The following is a 26,988-nucleotide window of genomic DNA, read 5'->3' as shown; positions in this document are numbered from 1 at the left end:
CAAGGGTAACCATGCTCTTCGCTGCGATGCAACGTAGAGGACCGCTTGCATGGGCCCGGCCGGAGGGTTACCTCAGTCTCCCAAATGCTTCTGAACCCCTGAAGGGAGAAAGCACATGGGCGTGCAGCAGAACTATATCGGTGGCAAATGGACCGACGGCGCCACCGCCAAGGACAACGTGAATCCGTCCGATCTTAAGGACGTCATCGGCAGCTATGCGCAGGCCGACGCCACCGGGGTCGCAGCAGCCGTCGATGCCGCCAAGGCGGCGGCCCATGGCTGGAATCGCTCCACGCCGCAGCAGCGCTACGACGTCCTGGAGTTCGTCGGCAACGAGATCATGGCGCGGCGCGAGGAACTCGGCCGCCTGCTCTCCCGCGAGGAAGGCAAGACCCTGCCGGAAGGCATCGGCGAGGCGACCCGTGCGGCGCAGATCTTCAAGTTCTTCGCCGGCGAGGCCCTGCGCATCCAGGGCGAGAAGCTCGCCAGCGTGCGGCCGGGCGTCGAGGTCGAGATCACCCGCGAGCCGGTCGGCATCGTCGGCATCATCACGCCGTGGAACTTCCCGATCGCCATCCCGGCCTGGAAGATCGCCCCGGCCCTGGCCTACGGCAACTGCGTGGTGTTCAAGCCGGCCGATCTGGTCCCGGGCTGCGCCTGGGCGCTGGCCGAGATCCTGTCGCGCGCCGGCCTGCCGGAGGGTGTGTTCAACCTGGTGATGGGCCGCGGCTCCGTCGTCGGCGAGGCGATCCTCAACGCCGACGCGCTGGGTGCCATCAGCTTCACCGGGTCGGTGGAGACCGGCAAGCACGTGGCGGCGACCTGTGCGGGCCGTCTGGCCAAGGTCCAGCTCGAGATGGGCGGCAAGAACCCGTTCGTCGTGCTCGACGACGCCGATCTCAATGTCGCGGTCAACTGCGCGGTCAACAGCGCCTTCTTCTCCACCGGCCAGCGCTGCACCGCGTCCTCGCGCCTGATCGTGACGGAGGGCATCCACGACAAGTTCGTCAAGGCGATGTCCGACCGCATCGGCACCCTCAAGGTCGACGATGCGCTCGCCGAGGGCACCGAGATCGGTCCGGTGGTCGACGAGAACCAGCTCAAGCAGGACATGGACTACCTGGAGATCGGCCGCAAGGAAGGAGCGAAGCTGATCGGCGGCGACCGCCTGACGCTCTCGAAGGACGGCTATTACATGAAGCCGGCCCTGTTCACCGAGACCACGAACGACATGCGGATCAACCGCGAGGAGATCTTCGGTCCGGTGGCGTCGGTCATCCGGGTGAAGGACTACGACGAGGCCCTGGCCGTCGCCAACGACACCAGCTTCGGCCTGTCCTCCGGCATCGCCACGACGTCGCTGAAACTCGCCAGTGACTTCAAGCGGAACGCCGAGGCCGGCATGGTCATGGTCAATCTGCCGACGGCGGGCGTCGACTATCACGTACCGTTCGGCGGCCGGAAGGGCTCCAGCTACGGTCCGCGCGAGCAGGGCCGCTACGCCGCGGAGTTCTACACCACGGTGAAGACCGCCTACATCCAGCCGTAAGGCTTTCCGACCCCCTTCGTTACGGAGCGGCCGGCGTCAGTGGGCGTCGGCCGCAGCCGTATTCTGGGCCGCCTCCGTCTCGGCCGACGGCATCCGGGTGCGGTCCAGATTGGCATTCTCGAAACTGGTCCCGTCGATCGTGCACTCGGCTAGGTGTGCGTGGGACAGGTCGCAGCCGTCCAGCACCGCCCCCGACAGGTTGGCCGACGTGAAATCGACGCGCTGGAAATTGGCGCCGGTCGCCTTGGCCCCGGACAGATCCGCCGCCCAGATCCCCTTCTCCTCCCCCGAGCGTGGATCGACCACCCGCATCGGTGTCAGCACGGCCGCCTGGAAATTGGCCTCGTCGAGGATGGCGTTGCGGAAATTGGCGCCGCGCAGGTCGCTGCGCTGAATCTGCGCGCCGGCGAGGCTGGCGGTGGTGAACTTGGTGAATCGGAACGAGCAGCGCCGCAGGTTGGCGCGGTTCAGATTGGCACCGGTGAAATCCGCCGCCGACAGATCGGCGCCGGAGAAGTTCACGCCCTCCAGGTTACGGCCGGAGAAATCGGCCGGCGCGCCCTTGCGGCCACCGGAACTGATCCAGGCGAAATGCCGGACCAGCAAGTCGCGCACGTCGGCGTCCAATGCCTCCATGTCCGAGGCGATCACGCAGTCGGACAGGTCGGCGCCGGACATGTCCGCACCGTCGAGGTGACAGGACCGCAGGTCGGCCCCGGTCAGGTCGGTATTGGCGAGCCGGGCGTCGGCGAAGTTCACGTCCTGCAGATTGGCGCCGCGCAGGCTGGAATTCTCGAAGGTGGCACCGGTCAGGATCGCGCCCTTCAGGTTGGTCGCGTCCATGGTGCAGCCGTCGAAATGCGCGCCGCTCGCCGTGACGCCCATCATGTTGGCGCGGCCCAGATTGGTGCGCACGGCCCGGGCATTCTCCAGGTCGGCGCCGCCGAGATTGGTGACCGTCTCCTCGCCCTTCTTTGCGCCGATCTTGGTGGACCGGAAATCGGCGTCGGTCAGGTCGGCGGAGGAAAGGCGGGCCTGTTCCAGGTCGGCCCCGCGGAAATCGGTCTTCACCAGCTTCGCCCCGGTCAGGTCCGCCGCGCGGAGCTGCGTGCCGGCGAGCGAAGCCTCCGAGAGGTTGGCGCCGACGAACTGGGCGCCGCGGAAATCGGCGTTACTGATGAGCGCGCGGCGAAGGTCCACACCGTTCAGCAGCGCGCCCCGTTGCTGATAACCGCGCAGGTCCGCCCGCTTGCCGTCACCATAGTTGTTCAGGAAGTTGACATGCTTCCTGATGATGTCGGCGAGTTTCCAGTCCACATTGCTTGGGTCGAATGCCAAGCGCCTTCTCCTTGGATCCCTACTATCCCCGGCTGTGGCCGGATCGCGCATCTTCGGGTATCCGGCCGAGGATACGCTATCTTTTACTGTACCGCATAACCTGCAGCACTGCAGACATTTTCAGTCGCCTTCAAAGTACTTGGCGCCTTCGGAGAGAGTTTCGAACACCATCTGGAAGCGGTCTGCGGCATATCTCACATGGGACAGCTGAACCGGGACACCGTCGGGATCGACATTAACCGCCTCGACGTAAAGCACGGGACGGTTGCGCGGCTGCCCCAGCACCTCGGCTTCGGTCACATCCGGCATGCGGGCCGTCACCTTGGTCACGGCGCGGGCATAGTTCGGGATGCCGTGATGTTCCATCACCCGGGTGATGGAGTGGGTGGCGTCGTAGACCTCCTGGAAATCCGGGAATCGTTTCGCCGGAAACCAGTGGGCACCGACGGACAGAGGGCGGTCATCCACCTGATTGACCGTCTCCACCTGCAGGACCGCGGTCCCCGGGGTCAGCCGCAGAACCTCGGCCACATCCTTCGGCGCCCGCATCCGTTTGAAGGACAGCAGCCGGCCGCTGGCCGACCGGTTGGCGCGGCGGACGTTCTCGGTGAACCGGGTGCGCTGTCCGACCAGGTATTCCAGCACGTTCTCGCGTACGAACGCGCCGCGCCCCTGCTCCACCCGCACCAGCCCGCGGTCGACCAGGGCCGAGACCGCCCGGCGCAGGGTGTGGCGGTTCACGCCGAAGCGCTGCGACAGCTCCGCCTCCGTCGGCAGCCGCTGGCCCTCCGTCCAGCGACGGCTGCGGATCTCCTCGGCGAGCGTCTCCTCGATCTGCCGCCAAACCGCCAGTCCGGAATCCCGATCGATCGCGGTCACGCAGGTCCTCCCGTCACGAAAGCTTAATCATCGACGGCTTTACAGCCGCGGATTTGTTGATCATATTGCGCTCAATAAGTCTGGATGTCTAGACAAATTGGAAATTCGTCGATGACCTCGAAACGCCCCACAGCCTGCTCCCCGGAACAAAGTGCGGAACGCCGCGCGCGCCAGCGCTGGATGTCCGCCCTCGCCAAGGCGGAGTTCGGCGATCTGGATTCGCTCTGGAACAACCTGCCCTCCAAGCCGGCCTGGACGGTGATCCGCGCGCCGGAGGTCGGCATGGTCATGGCCCGCGGCCGCGCCGGCGGCACCGGTGCCCGGTTCAACATCGGCGAGGTGACGGTCACCCGCTGCGCCGTGCAGCTCGACTACGGGGCTGTCGGCTTCGGTTACGTCATGGGCCGCAACAAGCGGCACGCCGAGCTGGCGGCGGTGGTCGACGCGATCATGCAGACGCCGTCGCGCCGCGAGGCGCTGGAACGGGCGGTAATCGCTCCGCTGAGTCTGCGCCAGGACGCGGCGAAGCGGGAACGCGGCCAGAAGGCGGCATCGACCAAGGTCGATTTCTTCACCCTCGTGCGGGAGAGCTGACCATGGCACCGATGACCGACATCAAGCCGGGCTTCCGCGACCCGGTCCTCGACTCCCAGGCCACGTTCCGCGCCGTGCTCGACACCATGGCGCGGCCCGGCAGGCTGCGGACCCTCGCCCTGCTGGAAGACGTCCCCGCCCCGCTGGCGCCGGCCACCGCGGCGGTCTGCCTCGCCCTGGTGGATCAGGACACGCCTTTGTGGATCGCGCCGGACCTGCGCTCCCAGGCGGCGGAGACCTTCCTGAAGTTCCATTGCGGCTGCCCGATCGTCGACGACCGCGCCAAGGCCGCCTTCGCCATCGCCTCGGCTGCCAAACTGCCGTCGCTTGGCGGCTACGCGATCGGCGACGACGCCTATCCGGAGACCTCGACCACGGTGATCGTCCAGACCGGCGGGCTTGCGGCCGGCGACGGTCTCACCCTGAGCGGCCCCGGCATCGAGGACACCCACCGCCTCGCCGTCTCCGGCCTGCGATCCGGGGTCTGGCGCGAGTGGATGGAGAACGGGGTTCTGTTCCCCTGCGGTATCGACCTGATCCTGGTGGACGGCGCCACGCTCGCCGCCCTGCCCCGCACCACCACCGTCACGGAGGCCTGAGCCATGTATGTCGCCGTCAAGGGTGGCGAGAAGGCCATCGCGAATTCCCAGAAGCTGCTGGCCGAGGAGCGCCGGGGCAACCCCAAGGTTCCCGAGCTAAGCCTCGATCAGATCCGAGAGCAGATGAGCCTCGCCGTCGACCGGGTGATGACCGAGGGCTCGCTCTACGATCCCGAACTGGCCGCGCTGGCGATCAAGCAGGCCCGCGGCGATCTGCAGGAGGCGATCTTCCTGCTGCGCGCCTATCGCACCACCCTGCCCCGCTTCGGCGATGGCGAGCCGATCGACACCGCCGAGATGAACGTGCGCCGCCGGATCTCCGCCACCTACAAGGATCTGCCGGGCGGCCAGGTGCTGGGGCCGAGCTTCGACTACACCCACCGGCTGCTCGATTTCGCGCTGGCCGCCGGCGACAACCGGCCGGCCGCCGAGATCGCCGAGGCGCCCGTCGAAGGCGGCATGCCCAGGGTCACCGAAATCCTGAACTACGAAGGCCTGATCGAGACCGAGCAGCCGGACCATCCGAACGACCCGGTCGTCGATCTGACCCGCAACTCGCCGCGCTATCCGGCGGAACGCGCCGCCCGGCTGCAGAACCTGGCGCGCGGCGACGAGGGCTTCCTGCTGGCGCTCGGCTATTCGACCCAGCGCGGCTACGGCAACAACCACCCCTTCGCCGGCGAGATCCGCATGGGCGAGGTCGCGGTCGAATTCGCGCCGGAGGAGCTCGGCTTCCCGATCGAGATCGGCGAGATCACCGTGACCGAGTGCCAGATGATCAACCAGTTCAAGGGCTCGGCCACCCAGCCGCCGCAGTTCACGCAGGGCTACGGCCTGACCTTCGGCCATTGCGAGCGCAAGGCGATGTCCATGGCGCTGGTCGACCGGGCGTTGCGGGCGCGCGAGTTCGACGAACACATCGACGCCCCGGCCCAGGACGAGGAGTTCGTCATGGCCCATTCCGACAATGTGGAGGCGTCCGGCTTCGTTCAGCACCTGAAGCTGCCGCACTACGTCGACTTCCAGGCCGAGCTGGTCACCGTGCGGGCCCTGCGCAAGGCGTTCGAACAACGCGCCGAAGACAGCGACACCGTCTCCGACGCGGCGGAATGAGGAATAGAAGAATGGCTGACGTGATCGACCACCCGAGCCGCACCGCCGCCGCCGAGACGCGCGCCGCGACCGGCTACAACTTCGCGTATCTGGACGAGCAGACGAAGCGGATGATCCGCCGCGCGATCCTCAAGGGCGTGGCCGTCCCCGGCTATCAGGTGCCCTTCGGCTCGCGCGAGATGCCGCTGCCCTACGGCTGGGGCACCGGCGGCATCCAGGTCACCGCCGCCGTGATCGGACCGGACGACACCCTGAAGGTCATCGACCAGGGCGCCGACGACACCACCAACGCCGTCAACATCCGCAGCTTCTTCGCCAAGACCGCCGGCGTGGCGACGACGGAGAAGACGGTGGAGGCCTCGGTGATCCAGACCCGCCACCGCATCCCGGAGACGCCGCTGAGCGAGGATCAGATCCTGGTCTATCAGGTGCCGATCCCGGAGCCCCTGCGCTGGCTGGAGCCCCGCGAGACCGAGACCCGCAAGATGCACGCGCTGGAGGAATACGGCGCGATGCATGTGAGCCTCTACGAGGACATCGCCAAGTACGGCCGCATCACCAAGTCCTACAACTACCCGGTCCGGGTGAACGGCCGCTACGTGATGTCGCCGAGCCCGATCCCGAAATTCGACAACCCGAAGATGGACCGGATGCCGGCCCTGCAGCTCTTCGGCGCCGGGCGGGAGAAGCGGATCTACGCGGTGCCGCCCTATACACGGGTGAAGTCTCTGGATTTCGAGGATCACCCCTTCACCATCGAGACCTGGGACCAGTGCTGCGCGCTCTGCGGCGCCGGCGACAGCTACCTGGACGAGGTCGTGACCGACGACAAGGGCGGCAAGATGTACGTCTGCTCCGACAGCGACTACTGCGAGCAGCGTCGCGAGGCCGGCCATGTGGGCGACGGCGGCGACCCCGCCTATGCCGCGCGCAACCAGATCCCCGCAGGAGACGCGCCGGCAGGAGACGAGCCCGCAGGAGACAAGCAATGACCGCCGCCCCCGCTTTCCGGATGCCCGACCCGCTGCTGCAGGTGCGCGGGCTGACCCATCGCTACGGCCCGCATATCGGCTGCCGCGACGTGTCCTTCGACCTGTATCCGGGCGAGGTGCTCGGCATCGTCGGGGAGTCCGGCTCCGGCAAGACCACCCTGCTGAAATGCGTCTCCGGCCAGATGGAGCCGACCGAAGGCTCGGTGGAATACGAGACCCGCGACGCCGGCCTCATCGACCTGTTCCGCATGAGCGAGGCGCGCCGACGTCTGCTGATGCGCACCGACTGGGGCATCGTCTATCAGAACCCGCGCGACGGCTTGCGCATGCGGGTCTCCGCCGGCGCCAATGTGGGCGAGCGGCTGATGGCGATCGGCGACCGGCATTACGGCCATATCCGGTCGGAGGCGGTCGACTGGCTGGAGCGGGTGGAGATGGATATCGGCCGTATCGACGACATGCCGCACACCTTCTCCGGCGGCATGCAGCAGCGCCTGCAGATCGCCCGCAACCTGGTGACCAAGCCGCGGCTGGTGTTCATGGACGAGCCGACCTCCGGCCTCGACGTGTCGGTGCAGGCCCGCCTGCTCGACCTGGTGCGCGGCCTGGTGCGGACCCTCGGCATCGCCTGCGTGATCGTGACCCACGATCTCGGCGTGGTGCGGCTGCTGTCGCACCGGCTGATGGTGATGAAGGGCGGCAACGTGGTGGAGAGCGGCCTGACCGACCAGGTGCTCGACGACCCGCAGCACCCCTACACCCAGCTCCTCGTCTCCTCGATCCTTCCGGTGTGATGCCATGACCCAATTCGACGACACCGTGATGCTCCATGCCCAGGGCCTGTCGAAGCATTTCGTCCTGCACAATCAGGGCGGGGTGAAGATCGACGTGTTCGAGAAGGTGGAGTTCACCGCCCGCCAGGGCGAATGCGTGATCCTCGCCGGTCCCTCCGGCTCCGGCAAATCGACCCTGCTGCGCTCGCTCTACGCCAACTACAAGCCGCAGGCGGGGTCGATCTACGTGCGCCACGGCGAGGCCTGGGTGGATCTCTGCGCCGCCCGCCCGTTCCAGATCATGGAGGTCCGCCGCGACACGCTGGGCTATGTCAGCCAGTTCCTCCGGGTGATCCCACGCGTCGCGACCCTGGATCTGGTCAGCGAGCCGCTGATCGGACAGGGCCTGACCGAGGAGGCCGCCCGCAAGCGCGCCGAAACGATCCTCACCCGTCTGCGCATTCCCGAGGCGCTCTGGTCGCTGCCGCCCTCCACCTTCTCCGGCGGCGAGCAGCAGCGGGTGAACATCGCCATGACCTTCGTGCAGGACTACCCGATTCTGCTGCTGGACGAGCCGACCGCCTCGCTGGACAAGGACAACCGCGAGACCGTGATCGCGCTGATCAACGAGGCCAAGGGCCGCGGCGCCGCGATCATCGGGATCTTCCACGATGCCGAGGTGCGCGCCGCCGTCGGCACCCGGTCCTACGACGTCACCGAAGCGAGACAGGCCGCATGAACCACGCCCTCACCCTGACCAACGCGCAGATCGTTCTCGACGACGAGATCGTCCACGGCACCCTCCGCATCGAGAACGGCCGCATCGCCGATGTGAGCAACGGCGGCACCGGCACCACGGCCGCCGAGGACCTGGAGGGCGACTACCTCTGCGCCGGGCTGGTGGAGCTGCATACCGACAACCTGGAGAAGCACGTCCAGCCGCGCCCGAAGGTCAAATGGCCGACCTCCTCGGCCCTGCTCGCCCATGACGCCCAGGTGGTCGCCTCCGGCATCACCACCGTGCTCGACGCCATCGCCGTCGGCGGCACGCTGAGCGAAGACGTGCGCGACTATCTGGTGCGGGAATCCTCCGAGGCGATCCACGCCTTCCGGGCCGACGGGCTGCTGCGCGCCGACCACCACCTGCACATGCGCTGCGAGGTGGCGCACAAGGACGTGCTGACCCTGTTCGAGCCGTTCAAGAACGACCCGCTGGTGAAGCTGGTCTCGCTCATGGACCATACCCCCGGCCAGCGCCAGTTCGTGAACCTGGAAAAGCTGCGGGTCTACTACAAGGGCCGCCACCACCTGGACGATGCCGCCTTCGAGCAGATGATCATCGACCGCAAGGAGGCCCAGGCGCTGTATTCCGACAAGCACCGCCGGATCCTGGTGGAGATGGCGCGCGAGGCCGGCTATCCGATCGCCAGCCACGACGATGCCACCGTCGAGCATGTCGACGAGGCGGCGGAGATGGGCCTGACCATCAGCGAGTTCCCCACCACCATGGAAGCCGCCAAGGCCGCCCACGCCAAGGGCCTGCGCACCATCATGGGCGGGCCGAACGTGGTCCGCGGCGGCTCCCATTCCGGCAACGTCTCTGCCGGCGACTTGGCCGAGGCCGGCGTACTCGACGCCCTGTCCAGCGACTACGTGCCGGCGAGCCTGCTGCACGGCGCGCTGCTGCTGACCAGCCAGCACGGCATCGCGCTCCCGAAGGCGCTGGCGACGGTCACCGGCAATCCTGCGGATATGGTGGGCATGGACGACCGGGGCCGGATCGCTTCGGGTAAGCGCGCCGACTTGGTGCGCTTCAGGGCCCTGCCGGACGGGGTGCCGGCGGTGCGGCGGGTTTGGCGCGAAGGGATGCGGGTGCTGTGATGGACGCCCTGAAACCGAGCCCGAAGAAGCTGAAAGCCGACGGCCCGCTGATCCATCCTGAGGCCCATGTGCAGGATAGCACCTTCGGCGCCTGGACCGAGGTCGGCGCGCGCACCAGCGTGGTGGAGAGCAGCTTCGGCGACTACAGCTACGTCGTCTCCGACAGCCAGATCATCTACACCACGGTCGGCAAGTTCGCGAACATCGCCTCCCACACCCGCATCAACCCGGGCAACCACCCGCACTGGCGGGCCAGCCTGCACCACTTCATGTACCGCTCGGCCTCCTACGACCTGGGCGAGGATGACGGGGAGTTCTTCGACTGGCGCCGCGACCATCACTGCACCATCGGCCATGACACCTGGATCGGCCACGGCGCGGTGATCATGGCCGGGGTGAGCGTCGGCGACGGTGCCATCATCGGCTCCGGCGCCATCGTCACCAAGGACGTGCCGGCCTACACCATCGTCGTCGGCAACCCGGCCCGCGTCCTGCGCCGCCGGGTGTCGGAGGCGGCGGAGGAGAAGCTGCGCGCGATCGCCTGGTGGGACTGGAGCCACGACCTGCTGCGCGAGCGTATGGAGGACTTCCGGTCGCTCGACGCCGAGGCCTTTTCCGACAAATACGCGGTCTGACGGTCGAATGGCACGCGGCACGCTCATCCTGGTCGTCGGACCGTCCGGGTCCGGCAAGGACACGCTGATCGACGCGGCCAAGGCGGCGCTGGCGGACGATCCCCGCTTTCACTTCCCCCAACGCGACATCACCCGCCCGGCCGAGGCCGGCGGCGAGGACCATAATCCCGTCGACACCGCCACCTTCAAGAGCCGGCAGGCGGCGAGCGCCTATGCCCTGTCCTGGGGCGCCCACGAGCTGTTCTACGGCGTGCCGACCGCGATTGCCGACCACCTGACGCGCGGCACCTCGGTGGTGGTGAACGTGTCGCGCTCGGTGATCGCCGAGGCCCGAGACGGCTTCCCGCCGACCGCCGTGGTCAGCCTGTCGGTGCCCGAGGACGTGCTGCGCCTGCGCCTAGCCGCCCGTGGGCGAGAGACGGCCGAGCAGATCGACGCCCGGGTCGCCCGCGCCGCCGCCGTGCCGGTCTCCGGACCGCATGTCTTCCAGGTGGTCAACGACGATACGGTTGAGACGGCGGTCGCCCGTTTCCTCGCCGCCCTGGACGCCGCGGCATCCCTCACCGGCTGACGGCCGTCATCAAACCGTCACCCGGACCTCTCTGAAACTTAACAGGGCTGTCACGGGCGTTTTGCCGGCCACGCGTATCCACCTCCCTGCACACATTGAACAGCGTGATCTCCGCCCCGCCGCCGGCCCCGGCGTGGCGGTGCTTTCCGTTCACAAAACGCGGGGCTCGCAATGCTGCAGATCCACCATCTCGACAAGCACTTCGGCACGGTCCGGGCGGTAGACGACGTGTCCTTGCAGATCCCGAACGGCCAGATGGTCGGGGTGATCGGCCGCTCCGGCGCCGGCAAGTCGACCCTGCTGCGCCTGATCAACCGGCTAGCCGAACCGACCGGCGGCAGCATCACCTTCGATGGCCAGGAAGTCAGCACGCTGAAGGGCCGCGACCTGATGGCCTGGCGGGCCCGCTGCTCGATGATCTTCCAGCAGTTCAATCTGGTGAACCGCCTCGACGTGATCACCAACGTCCTGCTCGGCCGCCTGAACTATCACGGCTTCCTCGACAGCATGCTCAAACGGTTTTCCCCGGCCGAGCGGGCGATGGCGATCTACGCCCTCGACCGGCTCGACATGGCCCAGACGGCGCTGCAGCGCGCCGACACCCTGTCCGGCGGCCAGCAGCAGCGTGTCGCCATCGCCCGCGCCCTGATGCAGGAACCCCGCATCCTGCTCGCCGACGAGCCGATCGCCTCGCTCGATCCCCGCAACGCCGCGGTGGTGATGGACGCCCTGCGCGCGATCAACAAAGAGGAAGGGATCACCGTCGTCTGCAACCTCCACACGCTCGACACCGCCCGCGCCTATTGCGACCGCATCATCGGCATGCAGGCGGGACGTGTGGTGTTCGACGGCACCCCGGACTCGCTGACCACAGACGCCGCCCGCGAGATCTACGGCGTCGACGGTTTGGACGAAGCGCTCAGCGAGAGCGTGACCTCCACCTCTCTCGGCTCCCCCGACGACGGGGCCGAGCCGCGCCGGGCCGCGGTCGCCTGACCGCACCCGCCCGCCGCCCCGACGCATCCGCGTTCCCAGAAATCCTGCCCTCAAGGAGACAAGGCAATGATCGCACGTCGCATTCTGCTCGCTGCTGCCGGCATGGCGGCCCTGGCGACCTCCGTTTCGACCGACGTCCTGGCCGCCGACGACTGGCGCGAGCAGGTGCCGGTGTTCCGCGTCGGCATCCTCGGCGGCGAGAATGAGGCCGACCGGCTGAAGAACTACGCCTGCTTCAAGGACCACCTGGAGACCCGCCTGGGCGTGCCGGTCGAGCTCTATCCCGCCTCCGATTATGCCGGCGTCATGCAGGGCCTGATCTCCGGCAACCTGGAATATGCCGGTCTCGGCTCGTCGGGCTATGCCGGCATCTCCATTCAGGAGCCGGACGCGGTCGAGCCGCTGGTCACCACCGAGCAGGTCGACGGCTCGCTCGGCTACTACTCGGTCATGTATGTCCGCGCCGACAGCCCCTACAAGTCGCTGGACGACCTGAAGGACAAGACCCTGGCCTTCGCCGATCCGAACTCCACCTCTGGCTATCTCGTGCCGGCCTACGAGCTGAAGAGCCAGGGCTACGACCCGAAGGAGTTCTTCTCCAAGACCGGTTTCGGCGGCGGTCACGAGCAGGCCGTCGTCGCCGTGCTGAATAACCAGTACGACGCGGGCGTCACCTGGACGTCGGGCGTCGGCGAGAAATCCAAGGGCTACTCCCGCGGCAACCTGCGCAAGATGGTCGACAAGGGCGCCCTGAACATGGACGACATCCGGATCATCTGGCAGTCGAACCTGATCACCAACGGTCCGCGCGTCATCCGCAAGGACGTCCCGCAGGAGCTGAAGGACCTGATGCGCGGCATCCTGGTCAATCTGCCGCTTGAGGACCGCGACTGCGCCGAGGCGGTCGCCGGCGGCAAGATCAACGGTTTCCAGCCGATCGGCCACGACTTCTACAAGCCGATCATCGAGATGCGCCGCGAGCTGCTGGCCTCGCGCCGCGGCTGATCGCCGATCATCCCGGCGGGCGAAGGGCATCGGCGCTTCGCCCGCCTCCCCCGTTTTCAACGTTTCGGAGCCGGCCTCGTGAGCAACGGCCACGCCGACCCCAAGAGCATCCGGATTCCCGACGGCCATGATCCGGCGGACGTGTTCGAGCGTCACCGGGCCGAGCTGGAACGCTCACGTCGTGCGGCCACGCTGCTCTATGGCGGCCTGTTCGTCCTGGCCCTGGCCGCCGCGGTCTACATCTCCAATTTCTATCCGGACAAACTGGCCGCCGGCGTGCCGAAGATCGGCGACTACATCTACGACATCCTGCCGGTCCTCGACCCGGCGCTGCTGTTCGCGGGCACCAAGACCGAGGGCTCTATCGCCTACTGGTATTTCAACCTGCCGAAATATCTCCAGCTCCTTGCCGAGACCATCAACATGGCGCTGTTCGCGACGATCTTCGGCGCGTTCGGCGGCTTCGTCCTGTGCTTCCCGGCGAGCCGCAACCTCGCGCCGAACGGCTGGGTCTACTTCCTGTGCCGGCGCTACATGGAATTCTGCCGCGGCGTGCCCGAGGTGATCTTCGCCATCGCCTTCGTCTGGGCCTTCGGCATCGGCCCGTTGGCCGGCATCGTCGCCATTGCCATCCACTCGGCGGGCGCCCTGGGCAAACTGTTCTCCGAGGTGAACGAGAACGTCGACACCAAACCGATGGAGGGCATCCGCGCCTCCGGCGGCTCCTGGTTCGACGAGATCCGTCACGGCGTGGTGCCGCAGGTTCTGCCGAATTTCGTCAGCTACACGTTGCTGCGCTTCGAGATCAATATCCGCGCCTCCTCGATCATCGGCTTCGTCGGCGGCGGCGGTGTCGGCCAGGAGCTCTATTACGTCATCAACTTCAACTTCTACGAAGAGGTGAGCGCGCTGGTACTGCTGATCGTCGCTACGGTGACCTGCGTCGATCTGATCTCAGAGCGCGTGCGTCACCGCTTCATCGGCCGCGAGAACCTCGTCCGGGAGAACCTCGCATGACCAGTGTCTCCGACGCCGACATCCGCGCCGCGGCCGAACGCTTCCCCGACGTCTTCCATGAGCCGACCCGGCTGGTCTGGGGTCGGCGCGCCCTGGTCGTCGGCATGATCGCCTATTTCGCCTTCTGCGTCTGGGCCTTCGACATCACGTTCGAGCGGCTGTTCGGCGGACTGCACAAGATGGGGCACGTGCTCTACAGCATGGTGATCTGGAAGGATTTCCTGACCTGGGATTTCAGCGGCATCCTGATCGGCCTCGCCGAGACCGTGGGCATGGCCCTGCTCGGCACCACCATCGCCTCGCTGTTCGCCATCGTGCTCGGCTTCGTCGCCGCCAAGAACGTGGTGCCCAACCGATTCGTCCACCACATCGTCCGCCGCTTCCTCGATCTGCTGCGCGGGGTCGACACGCTGATCTGGGCCCTGGTCTTCGTGCGCGCTGTGGGGCTGGGGCCGCTGGCCGGCGTCCTGTCGATCATCGTCAGCGACACCGGCACGCTGTCGAAGCTCTATTCGGAGGCGGTGGAGAATGTCGACCGCAAGCCGATCGAGGGCGTGCGGTCCACCGGGGCCAGCCACATGCAGCGCTATCGCTTCGGCTTCCTGCCCCAGGTGATGCCGGTGTTCCTGTCCATGTCGCTTTACTGGTTCGAGAGCAACACGCGCTCGGCGACCATCCTCGGGATCGTCGGCGCCGGCGGCATCGGCATGCAGCTCTCCGAGCGGATGAAGGTGCAGTACTGGGACCAGGCGGCGTTCATTATCCTGCTGATCCTGCTCACCGTGGCGATCATCGACACCCTGTCCAAGTGGATCCGGATGCGGTTGATCGGCAAGCGCGAGCTTTAGACGCCGCAAAGTGCCGCGGCATCTTGCGCCTCCGGGAAATCCGGTTACCGTCCCGCCCCATGAAAACAGACGTTGATTACATCTTCGGCGAGACCCTGCCCGAGCCGGGCACGGCCATGGAGGTCGCTCCCGGAATCCGCTGGATCCGGATGCCCCTGCCCTTCGCCCTCGACCATGTGAACCTGTTCCTGCTGGATGACGGCGAGGACGGCTGGGTTCTGGTGGACACCGGCGCCGCGTTGAAGCCGACCCAGGACCTGTGGGGACTGGTGCTGGCGAACGAGCTCCAGGGCAAGCCGATCTCGCAGATCATCGTCACCCATTTCCACCCGGACCATGTCGGCAATGCCGGCTGGCTGCAGGAGCGCACCGGCGCGCCGCTGTGGATGAGCCGCACCGAGTGGCTGTCCGCCCGGGTCAACCGCGCGGAGCCGCCGGAACAGTTCCAGCAATACGCCCCGGACTTCTACAGCCGTGCCGGCCTGTCCGACCTGCTGGTGGGCGAGCTGCGCGACCTCGGCAACCACTTCCACTCCCTGGTGTCGCCGGTGCCGCCGATCTATCGGCGGATCAGCGAGGAGACGGCCCTGGAGATCGGCGGCCGGACCTGGGTTCCGATCCTGTCCGGCGGCCACTCGCCGGAGCATATCTGCCTGTACTGCCCGGACGACAACATGGTGCTCGGCGGCGACTTCCTGCTACCGCGGATCTCGCCGAACGTGTCGGTCTGGTGGAACGAGCCGGAAGGCAACCCGCTGGCCGACTACATCCGGTTCCTGCAGAACCTGGACTATATGGATGACGACATCCTAGTGCTGCCGTCGCACGACCGCCCCTATCGTGGCCTGCACGAGCGACGCGCCGACCTGATCGCCCATCACCACGAGCGCTTCGAGCTGGCCCTGGAGGTCTGTGCCGAGCCGTCGACGGCGGCCGACGTCATGTACCAGATGTTCAAGCGCCAGCTCGACGCCCACCAGAGCCGCTTCGCCATCGGCGAGGCCCTGGCGCACCTGAACTATCTGGTGGAGGACGGCCAGCTCGACCGCAGCCTGGACGAGAGCGGGGTGTGGCGCTACCGGGCGGAGGCGTGAGGGGACGGTAGCTCCCTCCGATCACTCTCACGCTCTCTCTTTTCCGACTCCTCGGACCTGTTCCGGGGCAAGCCCGTCCGCATGGCGAGCGCGGGAGCTCAGTGCAGCGGCGATGAATCCCTCTTCGTCGCTCGCCCCGGAACAGGTCCGGGGAGTGATTGAGTGGGTTTGAAGGGCAGAAAAAGCGCGTCTCTCCCCGTCTCCCCGGCCTTGCGCCGGGGTCCAGGGGGACGCTCTCCGGACCCCTTCCAACACATCCGACTGCTCCCAGCCTCGATCCCGCATCAGGGCCGGGAAGACGCTGAAGCGAACGGTGCCGCCACAGAACCCCCTCGAACCCGCACCCGGATTCGTGGAATACTGAGCCTGTGGCGCGCCAGCGTGACCGCGCGACACCCGGAGGAGCGGAAAACCGCCCCCGGCTTGGGAGGACGCCCCCGGAAGTCAGCGAAGCACCCGCTCGGGCGCGGTGACAGGAGGGTTTTACCCGTGTCCCAGGCCGACATCTCCCGCGACGATCCGCCCAAGGCGTCGACCGACACGGCGGTCCACCCGCTGCGACCGGCCTCCCACGATCTGGTCGCCTGGTGCCTCGACCGGCTGAACCACCACGATTCCATCGCCCAGCACGACCCGCTGGCCACCGGGGTGCGCAGCCTCGCCATCGACCTGCTGGAGCATCTGGAGGACGGGTCCCTCGACCTTCCCGCGCTGCATTCGGTGGTACGCCAGATCAGCGACCGTGCCCTGATCGAGCGCGCCGGCCGGCTGCGCGAGCAGTGCCCGCCGGCCGACTGGAAAGCCACCGTCGACGCCGCCCTGGCGCCCCTGGAGGAGGCCGGCGTGGCCGAGATCCGCGCCGCGGTGGAGACCACAAGGGCCGGCGTGGTCTTCACCGCCCATCCGACCTTCGCCCTGTCCCGCCGGATGCGGGCCATCCTGGCCGACATCGCCAGCGGCGAGGCCGACGCCGCTTCCAAGCTTGGCGACGTGCCCCATGCGCCCGACCCGGCGATCACGCTCTCGGCCGAGCACGAGGACGTGCGCGCCGCCCTGCTGAACGCCCAGGACGCCCTGCGCAAACTGAACGGCGCCATCCTCGACTGGCTGGAGCTCCACGTCCCGAGCAAATGGTGGAGCATCCGTCCGGCGCCGCTGCAGCTCGCCACCTGGGTCGGCTACGACCTGGACGGGCGCACCGACATCCACTGGGCCGAGACCCTCCGGATCCGGCTGGAGGAGAAGGCGCTGCAGCTCGCCCGCTACCGTGACGGACTGGCGGAGATCGGCGGCGACGGCGTGCAGCCGCTGATCGACCGGCTGGGCGCCGCCGAGGTCGAGACCGCCGCCCAGGCCGCCCAGTTCGCCGGCGACCTGGAGAACCCAGAGACCGTCGTGGCGGCCGCCAACCGGCTGACCGCCGACGGCCCGGGCCGCCTCACCTCCCTCACCCCGATCCTGGAGGCGATGGACCACCTCATCGCCGAGGAGAGCGACACCGCCCGGCGCAAGGCGCTCTGCGTGCTTGCCGCCGAAATGGCCACCTGCGGGCTCGGCATCGGCCTGATCCACTTGCGGGTCAACGCCGCCCAGGTGCGCTCCGCCGTGCAGGCCGATCTCGACCTGTCGGGCCTGGCCGAATTCCACGACCGCCGCGCGCTCGCCGCCGCCGCCGAGAAATCCGCCCAGGCGAAGGCCGCCAACGTGAATTTCGGCGCGGTATTCCAGGAAAGCATGACGGCGCGCCGGCAGATGATGCTCTGCGCCCAGATCCTGAAACACATCGACGCCGACGCGCCGATCCGCTTCCTCATCGCCGAGGTGGAGGCGCCGGCCACCATCATGGGGGCGGTCTACCTCGCCCGGCACTACGGCATCGCCGACAAGGTCGACATCTCTCCGCTGTTCGAATCCCCGCCGGTGATCGAACGCGGCGCCCGCTTCATGGAGCGGCTGTTCGACGAGGAGGAATACGTCGCCTATATCCGCGGCCGCGGACGGGTCAGCCTGCAGTTCGGCTTCTCCGACAGCGGCCGGTTCATGGGACAGATCGGCGCCGACCTGGCGATCGAGCGGCTGCAGATCCAGGTCGCCCGGGCGATGGCCAAGCGTGAGATCGAGGGGGTGGAGGTGCTGCTGTTCAACACCCATGGGGAATCCATGGGCCGCGGCGGCTTTCCCGGCACCCTGGCCGAGCGCTTCGACCATCTCTTCACCCCCTGGGCCCGCGCGCGCTACGCCCAGAAAGGCCTGCGGGCGCTGGCGGAGATGAGCTTCCAGGGGGGCGACGGCTATCTGTACTTCGCCACCCCGGCGCTGGCCGAGGCGACCGCCTGCGGCATCGCCCGCTGGGCCTTCGCGCCGCCCGGCATCGAGAAGCCGGACGACGATGCGTTCTACGGCGATATCGACTTCTCCTGGGACATCTACCGGGCGGTGAAGTCCTGGCAGGAGGCGCTGTTCGAGGACGAGCATTACCAGGACGTGCTCGGCGCCTTCCCGCCGAACCTGCTGCCCGCCACCGGCTCGCGCAAGACGCGGCGGCAGAGCGGCACGTCGAAGGGCTCGGGGGCCAGGGGCATGCGGGCGATCCCGCACAACGCCGCCCTGCAGCAGCTCGCCGCCCCGGCCAATGTCATGGGCGGGCTCGGCCTGGCGGCGCGGCGGGAGCCGGAACGGTTCCTGGCGCTGGTCGAGGGCTCGCCCCGGTTCTCGCGGCTGATGGCCATGGTGATGCGGTCGCGCCGGTTGACCAGCATGGCGGTGCTGCGGAGCTATGCCGACCTGTACAGCCCGAGCTTCTGGACCATCCAGGCCTCGCGCACCGACAGCGAGGACGCCGCCAAGGTGGCCTACCGCATCGCCGACCGGCTGAGCCGGCGCGACCACGACCACGCGATCCAGCGGCTGGCCAACCTGCTGTCCCGCGACCGCCGCCAGCTCGACACGGTCTGCGGCGACATGGTGAGCGACGGGATCGGCGACCGCAGTTTCCCGCGCGAGCTCTATGTGCTGCATGCGGTGCGGCTGGTGCTGGTGATGCAGGCCTTCTCCCTGACCGCCTCGACGCCGGGCTTCTCCCACCGCCACGACCTGACCCATGCGGTACTGATCGACATGGCGCTCGACCTGCGCTTCGCGGAGGTGGCGGAGACCATCGAGACGATCTTCCCCACGGGAACCGAGGCGGCGGAGGCATTCTCCGCGCTGACGGAGCAGAGCGACATCGCCGCCGAGCAGGCGGGGTATCCTGAGGTGAAACGCGGCATCGCCGACCCGCTGCGCTGGATCGACGGGGCGATCAAGGAAATCAGCGTCGGCATCGCGCATTTCTATGGGGCATATGGGTAGGCGGCCGACCACCCATTTTCTTTCTGCGTCATCCCGGTTGGCCCCGGGCTTGACCCGGGGGAAGACCGGGACCTCGTAACGGGCGCCCGACCATGGGTCCCGGCCCGCCCCCGGAACGGGTCCGGGGTCGTCCGGGATGACGGGAACGGGAAGTTGGTTGAGGAAAGCGCTCCCGCTTCCCTCCTCCCGCACTCCCCGGATTTATTCCGGGGTGAGACATCCGACGCGCGAACTCTCGGTCGTTCGGTACTGCCTCATCCGCTCGCCCCGGAAAAAAATCCGGAGAGTGCCGAAAGAGAGGTGGGAGGGTGAGGCGAGAACGCCCCCGCCCCCTCAATCCATCGGTCCGACCACGCCGCTGACCAGATTCTCGCGGTAGAGTGCGGCCTCGTCGAGCCAGGCACCCGCCCGCTCGAAGCGGTCGATCGCCTTTGCCGTCGCCGCCTCCAGCTCGGCCCGGGCCGCCTGCGCGTCCTCCACCGAGATTTCCTCGAAGCGGATCTCGTCGCCCGGACGCAGCCGGCCCAGCCGCGGCACGTCGGCGGAGATCACCGTGCCGACCTTCGGGTAGCCGCCGGTGGTCTGGTGATCCGCCAGCAGCAGGATCGGCATGCCGTTGCCCGGCACCTGGATCGCGCCGGTGACGATGCCGTCGGACACGATGTCGTGGCCCTTCACATGGGTCAGCGCCGGCCCGTCGAGTCGGATGCCCATGCGGTCGGCCTCGCGCGTGCAGGTATAGGTCTCGGCGAACAGCCCGGCGATGCTGTCGTCGGAGAAGAAATCGTCCTGCGGTCCGAGCACCACCCGGATCGGGCCGCTGACCCGCGCCCAGTCCAGGCTCGGGCACTTCATCTCGCTGCGTTCGCCGACGCTGTCCTGGGCCAGCGGCAGCAGGTCGCCGTCCTTCACCGCCCGGCCCTCGATCCCGCCGATCTGCGAGCGGGTATAGGTGGCGCGGGAGCCGTAGATCTCCGGCACGTCGATCCCGCCCTCCACGGCGAGATAGGCGACGCCGGTATCGGACAGCCCGCCGATCCGGAACTTGGTTCCCCGGCCGAAGCGCACCGAGCGGTTGGCGTCCACCGGGCCGCCGCGCTCGCCCTGCACCTCCAGGGCGGCCACGGTGCCGACCAGGGCGACGCGAGCGGAGTCGGCCTCGACCTCCAGGGTCGGGCCCATCACCCGCAGCTCCAGGGCGGCGGCACCCGGCGGGTTGCCGACCAGCGCGTTGGCGATGGCCAGGGCCACCGGGTCGAGCGCGCCGGAGGGCGGCACGCCCAGATGCTGCACATGGGGACGGCCGAGATCCTGGATGGTCGGCGCGAAGCCGGCGCTGACGACGCGAAGCCCGCTCATGCGCCGTCTCCCGCCTGGTCAATCTCCTGCGGCTCGATCACCGGATCGCCCTCGTCGGCCCGGGCGCGCATCTCGCGATAGGTGGCCTCGTCGATCTCGTAGAACTGCACGCTGTCGCCGGCATTCAGCAGGATCGGCTCGTCGCGGCGCAGGTCGAACAGCTCGATCGGCGTGCGGCCCAGCAGGTGCCAGCCGCCAGGCGATTCCTTGGTGTAGATGTTGGTGAGGTTGGTGGCGATCGAGACCGATCCGCCCGGCACGCGCACCCGCGGCTCGGTGCGGCGCGGCAGGGCCAGCTCGTCCGGCAGGATGCCGAGATAGCCCAGCCCCGGCATGAACCCCATCATGTAGCACTCGTAGGTGCCGCCGGAATGGATCTCCACGACCTTTTCCGGCGTCATCCCGGTCCGCTCGGCGACGTCCTCCAGGTCGGGACCGTATTCGCCCCCATACAGGGTCGGCACCCGCCAGAGCCGGCCGCCGGTCGCCTCGTCGCTGAGGTCGGGCAGCAGGGCGTTGACCTTGTCCTCGATCGCGGCGCGGCGCACCACGGTCGGATCGTAATGCACCATCAGCGAGCGGAAGGTCGGCACCAGATCGACTATGCCCGCCATCTCCGCCGCCCGCAGCGCCCGGCCGAGGCTGGTCACGCGTCGGTTGATCGCCCGGTCGACGACCGTGCCGAACTCGACCACCACGGCCGTATCGCCCGCCGCCAGGAAGCGCGGGGCCTTTGACGTTTCGTCTGCCGTGGCTGGAGGCATGGACCTGTCCGTTCGTGAGGTGTTTACTCAGAGCAGTTCCCACCTCCGTAGGATGAAGTCGCAATGGCTCGCAAGGTCAATTTGAACGCCGATATGGGTGAAGGTTTCGGCGATTACGACATCGGCAACGACACCGAGATGCTGAAGATCATCAAATCGGCCAATGTTGCCTGCGGTTTCCATGGCGGCGACTGGAACGTGATGGACCGGGTCTGCAAGCAGTCCAAGGAGCGCGGCGTGTCCGTCGGCGCCCATCCGGGCTTCAACGACCTCTGGGGCTTCGGCCGCCGCAAGATCCAGATGGCGACCGACGATGTGGAGCGGATGGTCTGCTACCAGATCGGCGCGTTGCAGGGCATGGCGGCGGCCAACGGCATGAAGGTGACCCATGTGAAGACCCATGGCGCGCTGGGCAACATCTGCGCCGTCGAGCTGGACTGGGCCCAGGCCATCGGCCGGGCGATCAAGGCGGTCGATCCCTCGCTGATCTTCCTCGCCCCGACCGGCTGCAAGATGATCGAGGTCGCCCAGGACATGGGCCTGACCTTCGCGTCGGAGGTCTTCGCCGACCGGACCTATGACGACGACGGCAACCTGACCCCGCGCAGCCAGCCCAACGCCATGGTCCACGACCCGGACGAGGCGGCGGAGCGGGTCATTCACATGATCCAGAACCAGGAGATCGTCTCGACCTCCGGCAAGCACGTGCCGGCGGTGGTGCACAGCATCTGCGTCCATGGCGACGGGCCGACCGCGGTCGCCGTCGCCACCAAGGTCCGCGCCGGCATCGAGGCCGCGGGCATCGACATCGTTCCCCTTCCCGAGATGGAGCTTGGCTGACCCATGACCTCACCCGCCTTCTCCCACGCCGAGTACACCGCCCGTCAGGACGCCGTTCGGCGCTCCATGGAGAAGGCGGGCATCGACACGCTGGTCGTCACCGAACCGGCCAACTTGTGCTACCTGACCGGCTATGACGGCTGGTCTTTCTACACGCCGCAATGCCTGCTGGTGGCGCTGACGCTGGACGAGCCGGTGCTGATCGTGCGCGGCATGGACGCCAATGCCGGCAAGGTCACCACCCATCTGCGCCACGAGAACATCCTGGGCTTCCCGGATCACTACGTGCAGCAACCGGACCGCCACCCCATGGACTGGGTGGCCGAGGAGATGGGGCGCCGCGGCATAAACGGCGGCACCGTCGGGCTGGAGATGGACAGCTACTACTTCTCGCCGATGGCCTACGAGCACATCAGGAAGGGCCTGCCCAACGCCCGCTTCGCCAACGGCAACAACGTCGTGAACTGGGTCCGGTCGATCAAGTCGCCGGCCGAACTCGCCTATATGCGCGAGGCGGCCAAGATCATCGCCGAGACCATGCGGGTCGGCATCGAGGCGGTGCAGCCCGGCGTGCGCCAATGCGATGCGGTGGCGCGGATCTACGACACCGCGATCCGTGGCGTCGACGGGATCGGCGGCGACTATCCCGCCATCGTGCCGATGCTGCCCTCGGGCATCGGCGCCTCGACCCCGCACCTGACCTGGTCGGACGCGCCGTTCAAGTCCGGCGAGGCGACGATCCTGGAGCTGGCCGGCGTGCGCCGACGCTACCACTGCCCGATGGCCCGCACGGTCTCCCTGGGCAAGCCGCCGCAGAAACTGGCCGACGCCAGTGCGACGATCTGCGACGGCATCGCCGCCGCCCTGGACGCCGCCAGGCCCGGGGCGACCTGCGAGGAGGTCGAGGCCGCCTGGCGCCGGGAACTGGCGAAGTCCGGGTTCGAGAAGGAGAGCCGGATCGGCTACTCGGTCGGTCTGAACTACCCGCCGGACTGGGGCGAGCACACCATGAGCCTGCGTCCGGGCGACAAGACGGTGATCCAGCCGAACATGACCTTCCACATGATTCCCGGTCTGATGCTCGACGATTGCGGCATCGAGATCTCGGAATGCTTCCTGATTACCGAAAAGGGCGCGGAATGCTTCTACGACTTCCCGCGGCCGATGGTGGTCAAGGATTGAGGCTAAACCGCCGCGACGGTTGGGATTTGACCGTCGCGGCCACCCCGCTGCAAAAGACACACTGCGGGTAATTCTTCTATATAGCCGTCAGTAAATCTTGCAGTGCAACAAAAGATCGCTATTTTCCGGCCATCCCAACGTTGGTGGCCCCCAAAATGTCGCTCCGCAATATCGCGATCATCGCGCACGTCGATCATGGCAAGACAACCCTCGTCGACGTCCTGCTGAAACAGTCCGGTACCTTCCGCGAAAACCAGCAGACCGCTGAGCGGATGATGGACAGCAACGACATCGAACGCGAGCGTGGCATCACCATTCTCGCCAAGTGCACCTCCGTCGACTGGAAGGGCACGCGGGTCAACATCGTCGACACGCCGGGCCACGCCGATTTCGGCGGCGAGGTGGAACGCATCCTGACCATGGTCGACGGCGCCCTGCTGCTGGTCGACGCCTCGGAAGGCCCGATGCCGCAGACCAAGTTCGTGCTCGGCAAGGCGCTGGCCCTCGGCCTGCGCCCGATCGTCGTGGTCAACAAGGTCGACAAGCCCGAGCAGCGCGCCTACGAGGTCCAGGACGAGGTATTCGACCTGTTCAGCGCGCTCGGCGCCGACGAGCACCAGCTCGACTTCCCGACCATTTTCGCCTCGGCCAAGATGGGCTGGGCGTCGGAGACCCCGGACGAGAAGGGCACCGACATGGCGGTCCTGTTCGAGCGGATCGTCGCCCATGTGCCGGAGCCGACCGTGCAGCCGGACGAGCCGTTCTCGATGCTGGCCACGACCGTCGAGGCCGACCCGTATCTCGGCCGTATCCTGACCGGTCGCATCCAGTCCGGCCGGATCAAGCCGAACACCAGCCTGAAGGCCCTGTCGCGCGACGGCAAGGAGCTGGAGCGGGCCCGCGTGTCGAAGATCCTGTCCTTCCGGGGCCTGGAGCGCACGCCGCTGGACGAGGCCTCGGCCGGCGACATCGTCGCCCTGGCCGGCTTCTCGGAGGCCACCGTCGCCGACACGCTCTGCGCGCCGGAAGTGGCGGCCCCCCTGCCCGCCAACCCGATCGATCCGTCGACCATCGCCGTCACCTTCGCGGTGAACGACAGCCCGCTGTCCGGCCGCGAGGGCGAGAAGGTCACTTCCCGCCTGATCCGCGACCGCCTGTTCCGCGAGGCCGAGGGCAATGTCGCCATCCGGGTGCAGGAAACCGAGGACAAGGACGCTTTCGAAGTCGCCGGCCGCGGCGAGCTTCAGCTTGCGGTGCTGATCGAGCAGATGCGCCGTGAGGGCTTCGAGCTGTCGATCAGCCGGCCGCGCGTGCTGCTGAAGACCGATCCGGAGACCGGCCAGCGCCAGGAGCCGATCGACGAGGTCTTCGTCGACGTGGACGAGGAGTTCTCCGGCGCGGTGATCGAGGCGATCACCATCCGCAAGGGCGAACTGCAGGAGATGAAGCCGTCCGGCGGCGGCAAGCAGCGGCTGGTGTTCAGTGCGCCGGCGCGTGGCCTGATCGGCTATCACGGCGAGTTCCTGACCGCGACCCGCGGCACCGGCATCATGAACCGGGTGTTCCAGGGCTACGCGCCCTACAAGGGCCCGATCCCCGGCCGCCGCGCCGGCGTCATGGTCTCCATGGAACAGGGCGAGGCCATGGCCTATGCCCTGCAGAACCTGGAGGACCGCGGCCCGCTGATGGTCTCGCCGGGCGACAAGGTCTATTCCGGCATGGTCCTGGGCGAGCACAACAAGGGCCAGGACCTCGAGGTGAACCCGCTGAAATCGAAGCAGCTCACCAACTTCCGCGCCTCCGGCAAGGACGAGAACGTCGACCTGACCCCGCCGATCCGCATGACCCTGGAAAGGGCCATCGCCTATATCGAGGACGACGAGCTGGTCGAGGTCACGCCGAAGAGCATCCGCCTGCGCAAGCGGTATCTCGACCCGCACGAGCGCAAGCGCATGCTGAAGAAGAGCGTCCAGCAGAGCGCCTGAGGTAACGGGGCGTCCGATCGGATCGGGCGCCCAATCCTTTCCCCGGTCAGGCCGCCAGCAGAAACGGCCTGAGCCGGTCGAGGACCGCGTCCGGCGCCTCCTCGGGGACGAAGTGCCCGGACGGGACCGGCAGGAACTCGGGCTTGGAGGCCCATTGCCGCCAGATCCCCGGAATATCGTAGTGCCGCCCGATCACGCCGTTCTCGCCCCAGATCACCAAGGTCGGGCAGTCGATCCGATCGCCCCGGTCACGGCTTTCACGATCGTCGGTCGTGTCGCAGGCGATTCCGGCCCGGAAGCACTCGCACATGGCCGTCACTGAGTCCGGCCGGGCAGCCATCTCGAGATACAGCGCCAGAGCCTCGTCGGCATAGTGGGGTGCCTCGCTGCCAAGCCCGCAGAGAAGGTCGCGCAGGAAGCCGTCCGCATCGCCGGCGATCCAGTGCTCCGGCCGCGGGTGCGGCTGGGTGAGGAAGAAGAAGTAGAAATAGTCCTGCGCCGCCTCGGCCGTGACCCGGTCGTAGAGATCCAGCGCCGGCACGATATCCATCACGCAGAGCCGCTCCACCGCCTCCGGATGGTCCAGCGCCAACCGTGTCGCGACCCGCGCGCCGCGGTCATGAGCGACCAGCCGGTATCGTTCGAAGCCCAGCGCCACCATGACCTGGTGCTGCTCCGCCGCCATCCGGCGCTTCGAATAGGCCGCGTGGCCCGACGTCACGCCCGGCATATGGGACTCGCCGCGCCCTCTCAGATCGGTCAACACGACGGTGAATCGGTCCGTCAGCCACGGGGCGATCAGGTGCCAGCAGAGATGGGTCTGCGGATCGCCATGCAGCATCAGAACCGGCGGCCCCTCGCCGCCGACCAGCGCCATGATCTGCCCCTCTGCGGTCTGGACAGGCACGCGCCTGAAGCCGGGCAGCAGGGCGGCGTCGGCACGCTCAAACGGTGTCATGCAGCCTCCGTTGATAGGCTTTGAGTTCGGCCTCGTCGCGCGCGTAGAAGGCCCAGCCGGCGATCCGCCGAACCTTCACGAACCCGGCGCGACGCAGGAGCTCCAGATGCCGGCTGGTCGTCGGCTGGCTCACCCCGAGCTTCTTGGCAATCAGGGACACGCAGACGCCGACCTCCTCAGGATCGCCCGAAAGCTGATCGGGGAAGTGCCGTCCCGGCTCCTTCAACCAGCCCAGAATTGACAATCGCACGTCGCTCGCCAGGGCCTTCGTCTGTTCGACCAGTTCATCCATAGAACGCGATATAGCAAATTAGCTAATTATATGGATAGAAAAAATGACCTGCTCCCCGATATGTCCTCGTTCAGAAGTTAGTTCTGTTCCGGTTTTGGTCCTCGATTGACCGGTTGCGGTATTCCCACGGTGTGAGCCCGCCGAGGCTCGTGTGGGGGCGGTGTTGGTTGTAGTCGTCGCGCCAGGCGCCGATCAACTGGCGGGCATGGCGCAGGCTGGAGAACAGGTGCTCGTTCAGGCACTCGTCGCGCAGCCGTCCGTTGAAGCTTTCGACCAGGCCGTTCTGCATCGGTTTGCCGGGCGCGATGTAATGCCACTCGACACCGCGCTCTTCTTGCCAAGCCAGGATGGCGTTCGAGGTCAGCTCGGTTCC

26 protein-coding genes are annotated in these 26,988 nt (G+C 67.5%); 19 read left to right on the top strand and 7 right to left on the bottom strand.

What is annotated here, in order from left to right:
• Positions 1-115 precede the first annotated feature (115 nt).
• Positions 116-1,549, top strand: a complete 1,434-nt coding sequence (locus G578_RS0103985) for an aldehyde dehydrogenase family protein (RefSeq protein WP_211228866.1) — start codon at positions 116-118, stop codon at positions 1,547-1,549.
• 36 nt (positions 1,550-1,585) lie between these two features.
• Here G578_RS0103985 and G578_RS0103980 read toward each other — a convergent pair whose 3' ends face one another.
• The gene (locus G578_RS0103980) at positions 1,586-2,887 is read right to left on the bottom strand and encodes a pentapeptide repeat-containing protein (RefSeq protein ID WP_038013540.1); all 1,302 of its coding nucleotides are present in this window, start codon (positions 2,885-2,887) and stop codon (positions 1,586-1,588) included.
• A 120-nt stretch (positions 2,888-3,007) separates the two neighbouring features.
• Positions 3,008-3,766, bottom strand: coding sequence for a phosphonate metabolism transcriptional regulator PhnF (phnF, locus tag G578_RS24590; protein ID WP_038013537.1), 759 nt, complete (start codon positions 3,764-3,766; stop codon positions 3,008-3,010).
• Between the two features lie 111 nt (positions 3,767-3,877).
• Between phnF and phnG the strand changes: the two genes are divergently transcribed.
• From phnG to G578_RS24570, 15 genes are all read left to right on the top strand, one after another.
• A complete protein-coding gene (gene phnG / locus G578_RS0103970; RefSeq protein ID WP_028793154.1) occupies positions 3,878-4,360 on the top strand; it encodes a phosphonate C-P lyase system protein PhnG in 483 nt (160 codons plus the stop codon).
• A gap of 2 nt (positions 4,361-4,362) precedes the next feature.
• On the top strand, positions 4,363-4,959 hold the full coding sequence (gene phnH / locus G578_RS0103965; RefSeq protein WP_038013533.1) for a phosphonate C-P lyase system protein PhnH: 597 nt from the start codon (positions 4,363-4,365) through the stop codon (positions 4,957-4,959).
• 3 nt (positions 4,960-4,962) lie between these two features.
• Positions 4,963-6,072: a carbon-phosphorus lyase complex subunit gene (locus G578_RS0103960; protein WP_028793152.1), complete on the top strand. Its 1,110-nt coding sequence runs from the start codon at positions 4,963-4,965 to the stop codon at positions 6,070-6,072.
• Positions 6,073-6,083: 11 nt separating this feature from the next.
• Positions 6,084-7,064: an alpha-D-ribose 1-methylphosphonate 5-phosphate C-P-lyase PhnJ gene (locus G578_RS24585; protein ID WP_084618678.1), complete on the top strand. Its 981-nt coding sequence runs from the start codon at positions 6,084-6,086 to the stop codon at positions 7,062-7,064.
• Entirely contained in the window at positions 7,061-7,858 is a 798-nt protein-coding gene (phnK, locus tag G578_RS0103950) for a phosphonate C-P lyase system protein PhnK (protein ID WP_342664891.1), read from the top strand. Before G578_RS24585 ends, phnK begins: the two co-directional genes overlap by 4 nt.
• Before the next feature lie 4 nt (positions 7,859-7,862).
• Positions 7,863-8,576 (top strand): phosphonate C-P lyase system protein PhnL, encoded by a 714-nt coding sequence (gene phnL, locus G578_RS0103945; protein WP_028793150.1) that lies wholly within the window; start codon positions 7,863-7,865, stop codon positions 8,574-8,576.
• Positions 8,573-9,718: an alpha-D-ribose 1-methylphosphonate 5-triphosphate diphosphatase gene (locus tag G578_RS0103940; protein ID WP_028793149.1), complete on the top strand. Its 1,146-nt coding sequence runs from the start codon at positions 8,573-8,575 to the stop codon at positions 9,716-9,718. The genes phnL and G578_RS0103940 overlap by 4 nt, the downstream gene beginning before the upstream one ends.
• Positions 9,718-10,353 carry a DapH/DapD/GlmU-related protein gene (locus G578_RS0103935; protein ID WP_051243877.1) on the top strand — a complete coding sequence of 212 codons (636 nt, stop codon included), beginning with the start codon at positions 9,718-9,720 and terminating at the stop codon, positions 10,351-10,353. The genes G578_RS0103940 and G578_RS0103935 overlap by 1 nt, the downstream gene beginning before the upstream one ends.
• Positions 10,354-10,360: 7 nt before the next feature.
• Complete coding sequence (gene phnN, locus G578_RS24580) at positions 10,361-10,924, top strand: phosphonate metabolism protein/1,5-bisphosphokinase (PRPP-forming) PhnN (RefSeq protein ID WP_038013530.1); 564 nt, start codon at positions 10,361-10,363, stop codon at positions 10,922-10,924.
• Positions 10,925-11,095: 171 nt separating this feature from the next.
• Positions 11,096-11,920: a phosphonate ABC transporter ATP-binding protein gene (gene phnC / locus G578_RS24575; RefSeq protein ID WP_038013527.1), complete on the top strand. Its 825-nt coding sequence runs from the start codon at positions 11,096-11,098 to the stop codon at positions 11,918-11,920.
• A 66-nt stretch (positions 11,921-11,986) separates the two neighbouring features.
• On the top strand, positions 11,987-12,925 hold the full coding sequence (phnD, locus tag G578_RS0103920; RefSeq protein WP_156907204.1) for a phosphonate ABC transporter substrate-binding protein: 939 nt from the start codon (positions 11,987-11,989) through the stop codon (positions 12,923-12,925).
• Between the two features lie 78 nt (positions 12,926-13,003).
• Complete coding sequence (phnE, locus tag G578_RS0103915; RefSeq protein WP_211228865.1) at positions 13,004-13,942, top strand: phosphonate ABC transporter, permease protein PhnE; 939 nt, start codon at positions 13,004-13,006, stop codon at positions 13,940-13,942.
• Positions 13,939-14,790, top strand: a complete 852-nt coding sequence (gene phnE, locus G578_RS0103910; protein WP_028793145.1) for a phosphonate ABC transporter, permease protein PhnE — start codon at positions 13,939-13,941, stop codon at positions 14,788-14,790. The genes phnE (G578_RS0103915) and phnE (G578_RS0103910) overlap by 4 nt, the downstream gene beginning before the upstream one ends.
• Positions 14,791-14,849: 59 nt before the next feature.
• Positions 14,850-15,884 carry an MBL fold metallo-hydrolase gene (locus tag G578_RS0103905; protein WP_028793144.1) on the top strand — a complete coding sequence of 345 codons (1,035 nt, stop codon included), beginning with the start codon at positions 14,850-14,852 and terminating at the stop codon, positions 15,882-15,884.
• A gap of 489 nt (positions 15,885-16,373) precedes the next feature.
• On the top strand, positions 16,374-19,235 hold the full coding sequence (locus G578_RS24570; protein WP_051243873.1) for a phosphoenolpyruvate carboxylase: 2,862 nt from the start codon (positions 16,374-16,376) through the stop codon (positions 19,233-19,235).
• A gap of 333 nt (positions 19,236-19,568) precedes the next feature.
• On the opposite strand, the gene G578_RS0103895 is transcribed toward G578_RS24570, so the two are convergent.
• Both G578_RS0103895 and pxpB read right to left on the bottom strand, forming a co-directional pair.
• Entirely contained in the window at positions 19,569-20,594 is a 1,026-nt protein-coding gene (locus G578_RS0103895) for a 5-oxoprolinase subunit C family protein (RefSeq protein WP_028793143.1), read from the bottom strand.
• Positions 20,591-21,358: a 5-oxoprolinase subunit PxpB gene (pxpB, locus tag G578_RS0103890; protein WP_084618677.1), complete on the bottom strand. Its 768-nt coding sequence runs from the start codon at positions 21,356-21,358 to the stop codon at positions 20,591-20,593. Before pxpB ends, G578_RS0103895 begins: the two co-directional genes overlap by 4 nt.
• A gap of 63 nt (positions 21,359-21,421) precedes the next feature.
• Here pxpB and G578_RS0103885 point away from each other — a divergent pair, with 63 nt between their 5' ends.
• From G578_RS0103885 to typA, 3 genes are all read left to right on the top strand, one after another.
• The gene (locus G578_RS0103885; RefSeq protein ID WP_028793141.1) at positions 21,422-22,198 is read left to right on the top strand and encodes a LamB/YcsF family protein; all 777 of its coding nucleotides are present in this window, start codon (positions 21,422-21,424) and stop codon (positions 22,196-22,198) included.
• A gap of 3 nt (positions 22,199-22,201) precedes the next feature.
• Positions 22,202-23,380, top strand: a complete 1,179-nt coding sequence (locus tag G578_RS0103880) for a M24 family metallopeptidase (protein WP_028793140.1) — start codon at positions 22,202-22,204, stop codon at positions 23,378-23,380.
• A gap of 155 nt (positions 23,381-23,535) precedes the next feature.
• Positions 23,536-25,365, top strand: coding sequence for a translational GTPase TypA (gene typA / locus G578_RS0103875; RefSeq protein WP_028793139.1), 1,830 nt, complete (start codon positions 23,536-23,538; stop codon positions 25,363-25,365).
• A gap of 46 nt (positions 25,366-25,411) precedes the next feature.
• Here typA and G578_RS0103870 read toward each other — a convergent pair whose 3' ends face one another.
• From G578_RS0103870 to G578_RS0103860, 3 genes are all read right to left on the bottom strand, one after another.
• Complete coding sequence (locus G578_RS0103870) at positions 25,412-26,323, bottom strand: alpha/beta fold hydrolase (protein WP_028793138.1); 912 nt, start codon at positions 26,321-26,323, stop codon at positions 25,412-25,414.
• Positions 26,310-26,615 (bottom strand): ArsR/SmtB family transcription factor, encoded by a 306-nt coding sequence (locus G578_RS0103865; protein WP_038013523.1) that lies wholly within the window; start codon positions 26,613-26,615, stop codon positions 26,310-26,312. Before G578_RS0103865 ends, G578_RS0103870 begins: the two co-directional genes overlap by 14 nt.
• A gap of 70 nt (positions 26,616-26,685) precedes the next feature.
• Positions 26,686-26,988: integrase core domain-containing protein (locus G578_RS0103860; protein WP_028793136.1), on the bottom strand; the 303-nt coding region annotated here is incomplete at its 5' end.

This window comes from Thalassobaculum salexigens DSM 19539 (genome assembly GCF_000423805.1).
Lineage (GTDB): Bacteria > Pseudomonadota > Alphaproteobacteria > Thalassobaculales > Thalassobaculaceae > Thalassobaculum > Thalassobaculum litoreum.
The sequence above is the reverse complement of the archived record's forward strand: the minus strand, read 5'-3'. Positions and strand labels throughout refer to the sequence as shown.

Bases quoted from the DNA above. Each gene is read 5' to 3' on its own strand.
- G578_RS0103985 (WP_211228866.1), top strand. From the start codon at position 116: ATGGGCGTGCAGCAGAACTATATCGGTGGCAAATGGACCGACGGCGCC.
- phnG (WP_028793154.1), top strand. From the start codon at position 3,878: ATGACCTCGAAACGCCCCACAGCCTGCTCCCCGGAACAAAGTGCGGAA.
- phnH (WP_038013533.1), top strand. From the start codon at position 4,363: ATGGCACCGATGACCGACATCAAGCCGGGCTTCCGCGACCCGGTCCTC.
- G578_RS0103960 (WP_028793152.1), top strand. From the start codon at position 4,963: ATGTATGTCGCCGTCAAGGGTGGCGAGAAGGCCATCGCGAATTCCCAG.
- G578_RS24585 (WP_084618678.1), top strand. From the start codon at position 6,084: ATGGCTGACGTGATCGACCACCCGAGCCGCACCGCCGCCGCCGAGACG.
- phnK (WP_342664891.1), top strand. From the start codon at position 7,061: ATGACCGCCGCCCCCGCTTTCCGGATGCCCGACCCGCTGCTGCAGGTG.
- phnL (WP_028793150.1), top strand. From the start codon at position 7,863: ATGACCCAATTCGACGACACCGTGATGCTCCATGCCCAGGGCCTGTCG.
- G578_RS0103940 (WP_028793149.1), top strand. From the start codon at position 8,573: ATGAACCACGCCCTCACCCTGACCAACGCGCAGATCGTTCTCGACGAC.
- G578_RS0103935 (WP_051243877.1), top strand. From the start codon at position 9,718: ATGGACGCCCTGAAACCGAGCCCGAAGAAGCTGAAAGCCGACGGCCCG.
- phnN (WP_038013530.1), top strand. From the start codon at position 10,361: ATGGCACGCGGCACGCTCATCCTGGTCGTCGGACCGTCCGGGTCCGGC.
- phnC (WP_038013527.1), top strand. From the start codon at position 11,096: ATGCTGCAGATCCACCATCTCGACAAGCACTTCGGCACGGTCCGGGCG.
- phnD (WP_156907204.1), top strand. From the start codon at position 11,987: ATGATCGCACGTCGCATTCTGCTCGCTGCTGCCGGCATGGCGGCCCTG.
- phnE (WP_028793145.1), top strand. From the start codon at position 13,939: ATGACCAGTGTCTCCGACGCCGACATCCGCGCCGCGGCCGAACGCTTC.
- G578_RS0103905 (WP_028793144.1), top strand. From the start codon at position 14,850: ATGAAAACAGACGTTGATTACATCTTCGGCGAGACCCTGCCCGAGCCG.
- G578_RS0103895 (WP_028793143.1), bottom strand. From the start codon at position 20,594: ATGAGCGGGCTTCGCGTCGTCAGCGCCGGCTTCGCGCCGACCATCCAG.
- pxpB (WP_084618677.1), bottom strand. From the start codon at position 21,358: ATGCCTCCAGCCACGGCAGACGAAACGTCAAAGGCCCCGCGCTTCCTG.
- G578_RS0103885 (WP_028793141.1), top strand. From the start codon at position 21,422: ATGGCTCGCAAGGTCAATTTGAACGCCGATATGGGTGAAGGTTTCGGC.
- G578_RS0103880 (WP_028793140.1), top strand. From the start codon at position 22,202: ATGACCTCACCCGCCTTCTCCCACGCCGAGTACACCGCCCGTCAGGAC.
- typA (WP_028793139.1), top strand. From the start codon at position 23,536: ATGTCGCTCCGCAATATCGCGATCATCGCGCACGTCGATCATGGCAAG.
- G578_RS0103870 (WP_028793138.1), bottom strand. From the start codon at position 26,323: ATGACACCGTTTGAGCGTGCCGACGCCGCCCTGCTGCCCGGCTTCAGG.
- G578_RS0103865 (WP_038013523.1), bottom strand. From the start codon at position 26,615: ATGGATGAACTGGTCGAACAGACGAAGGCCCTGGCGAGCGACGTGCGA.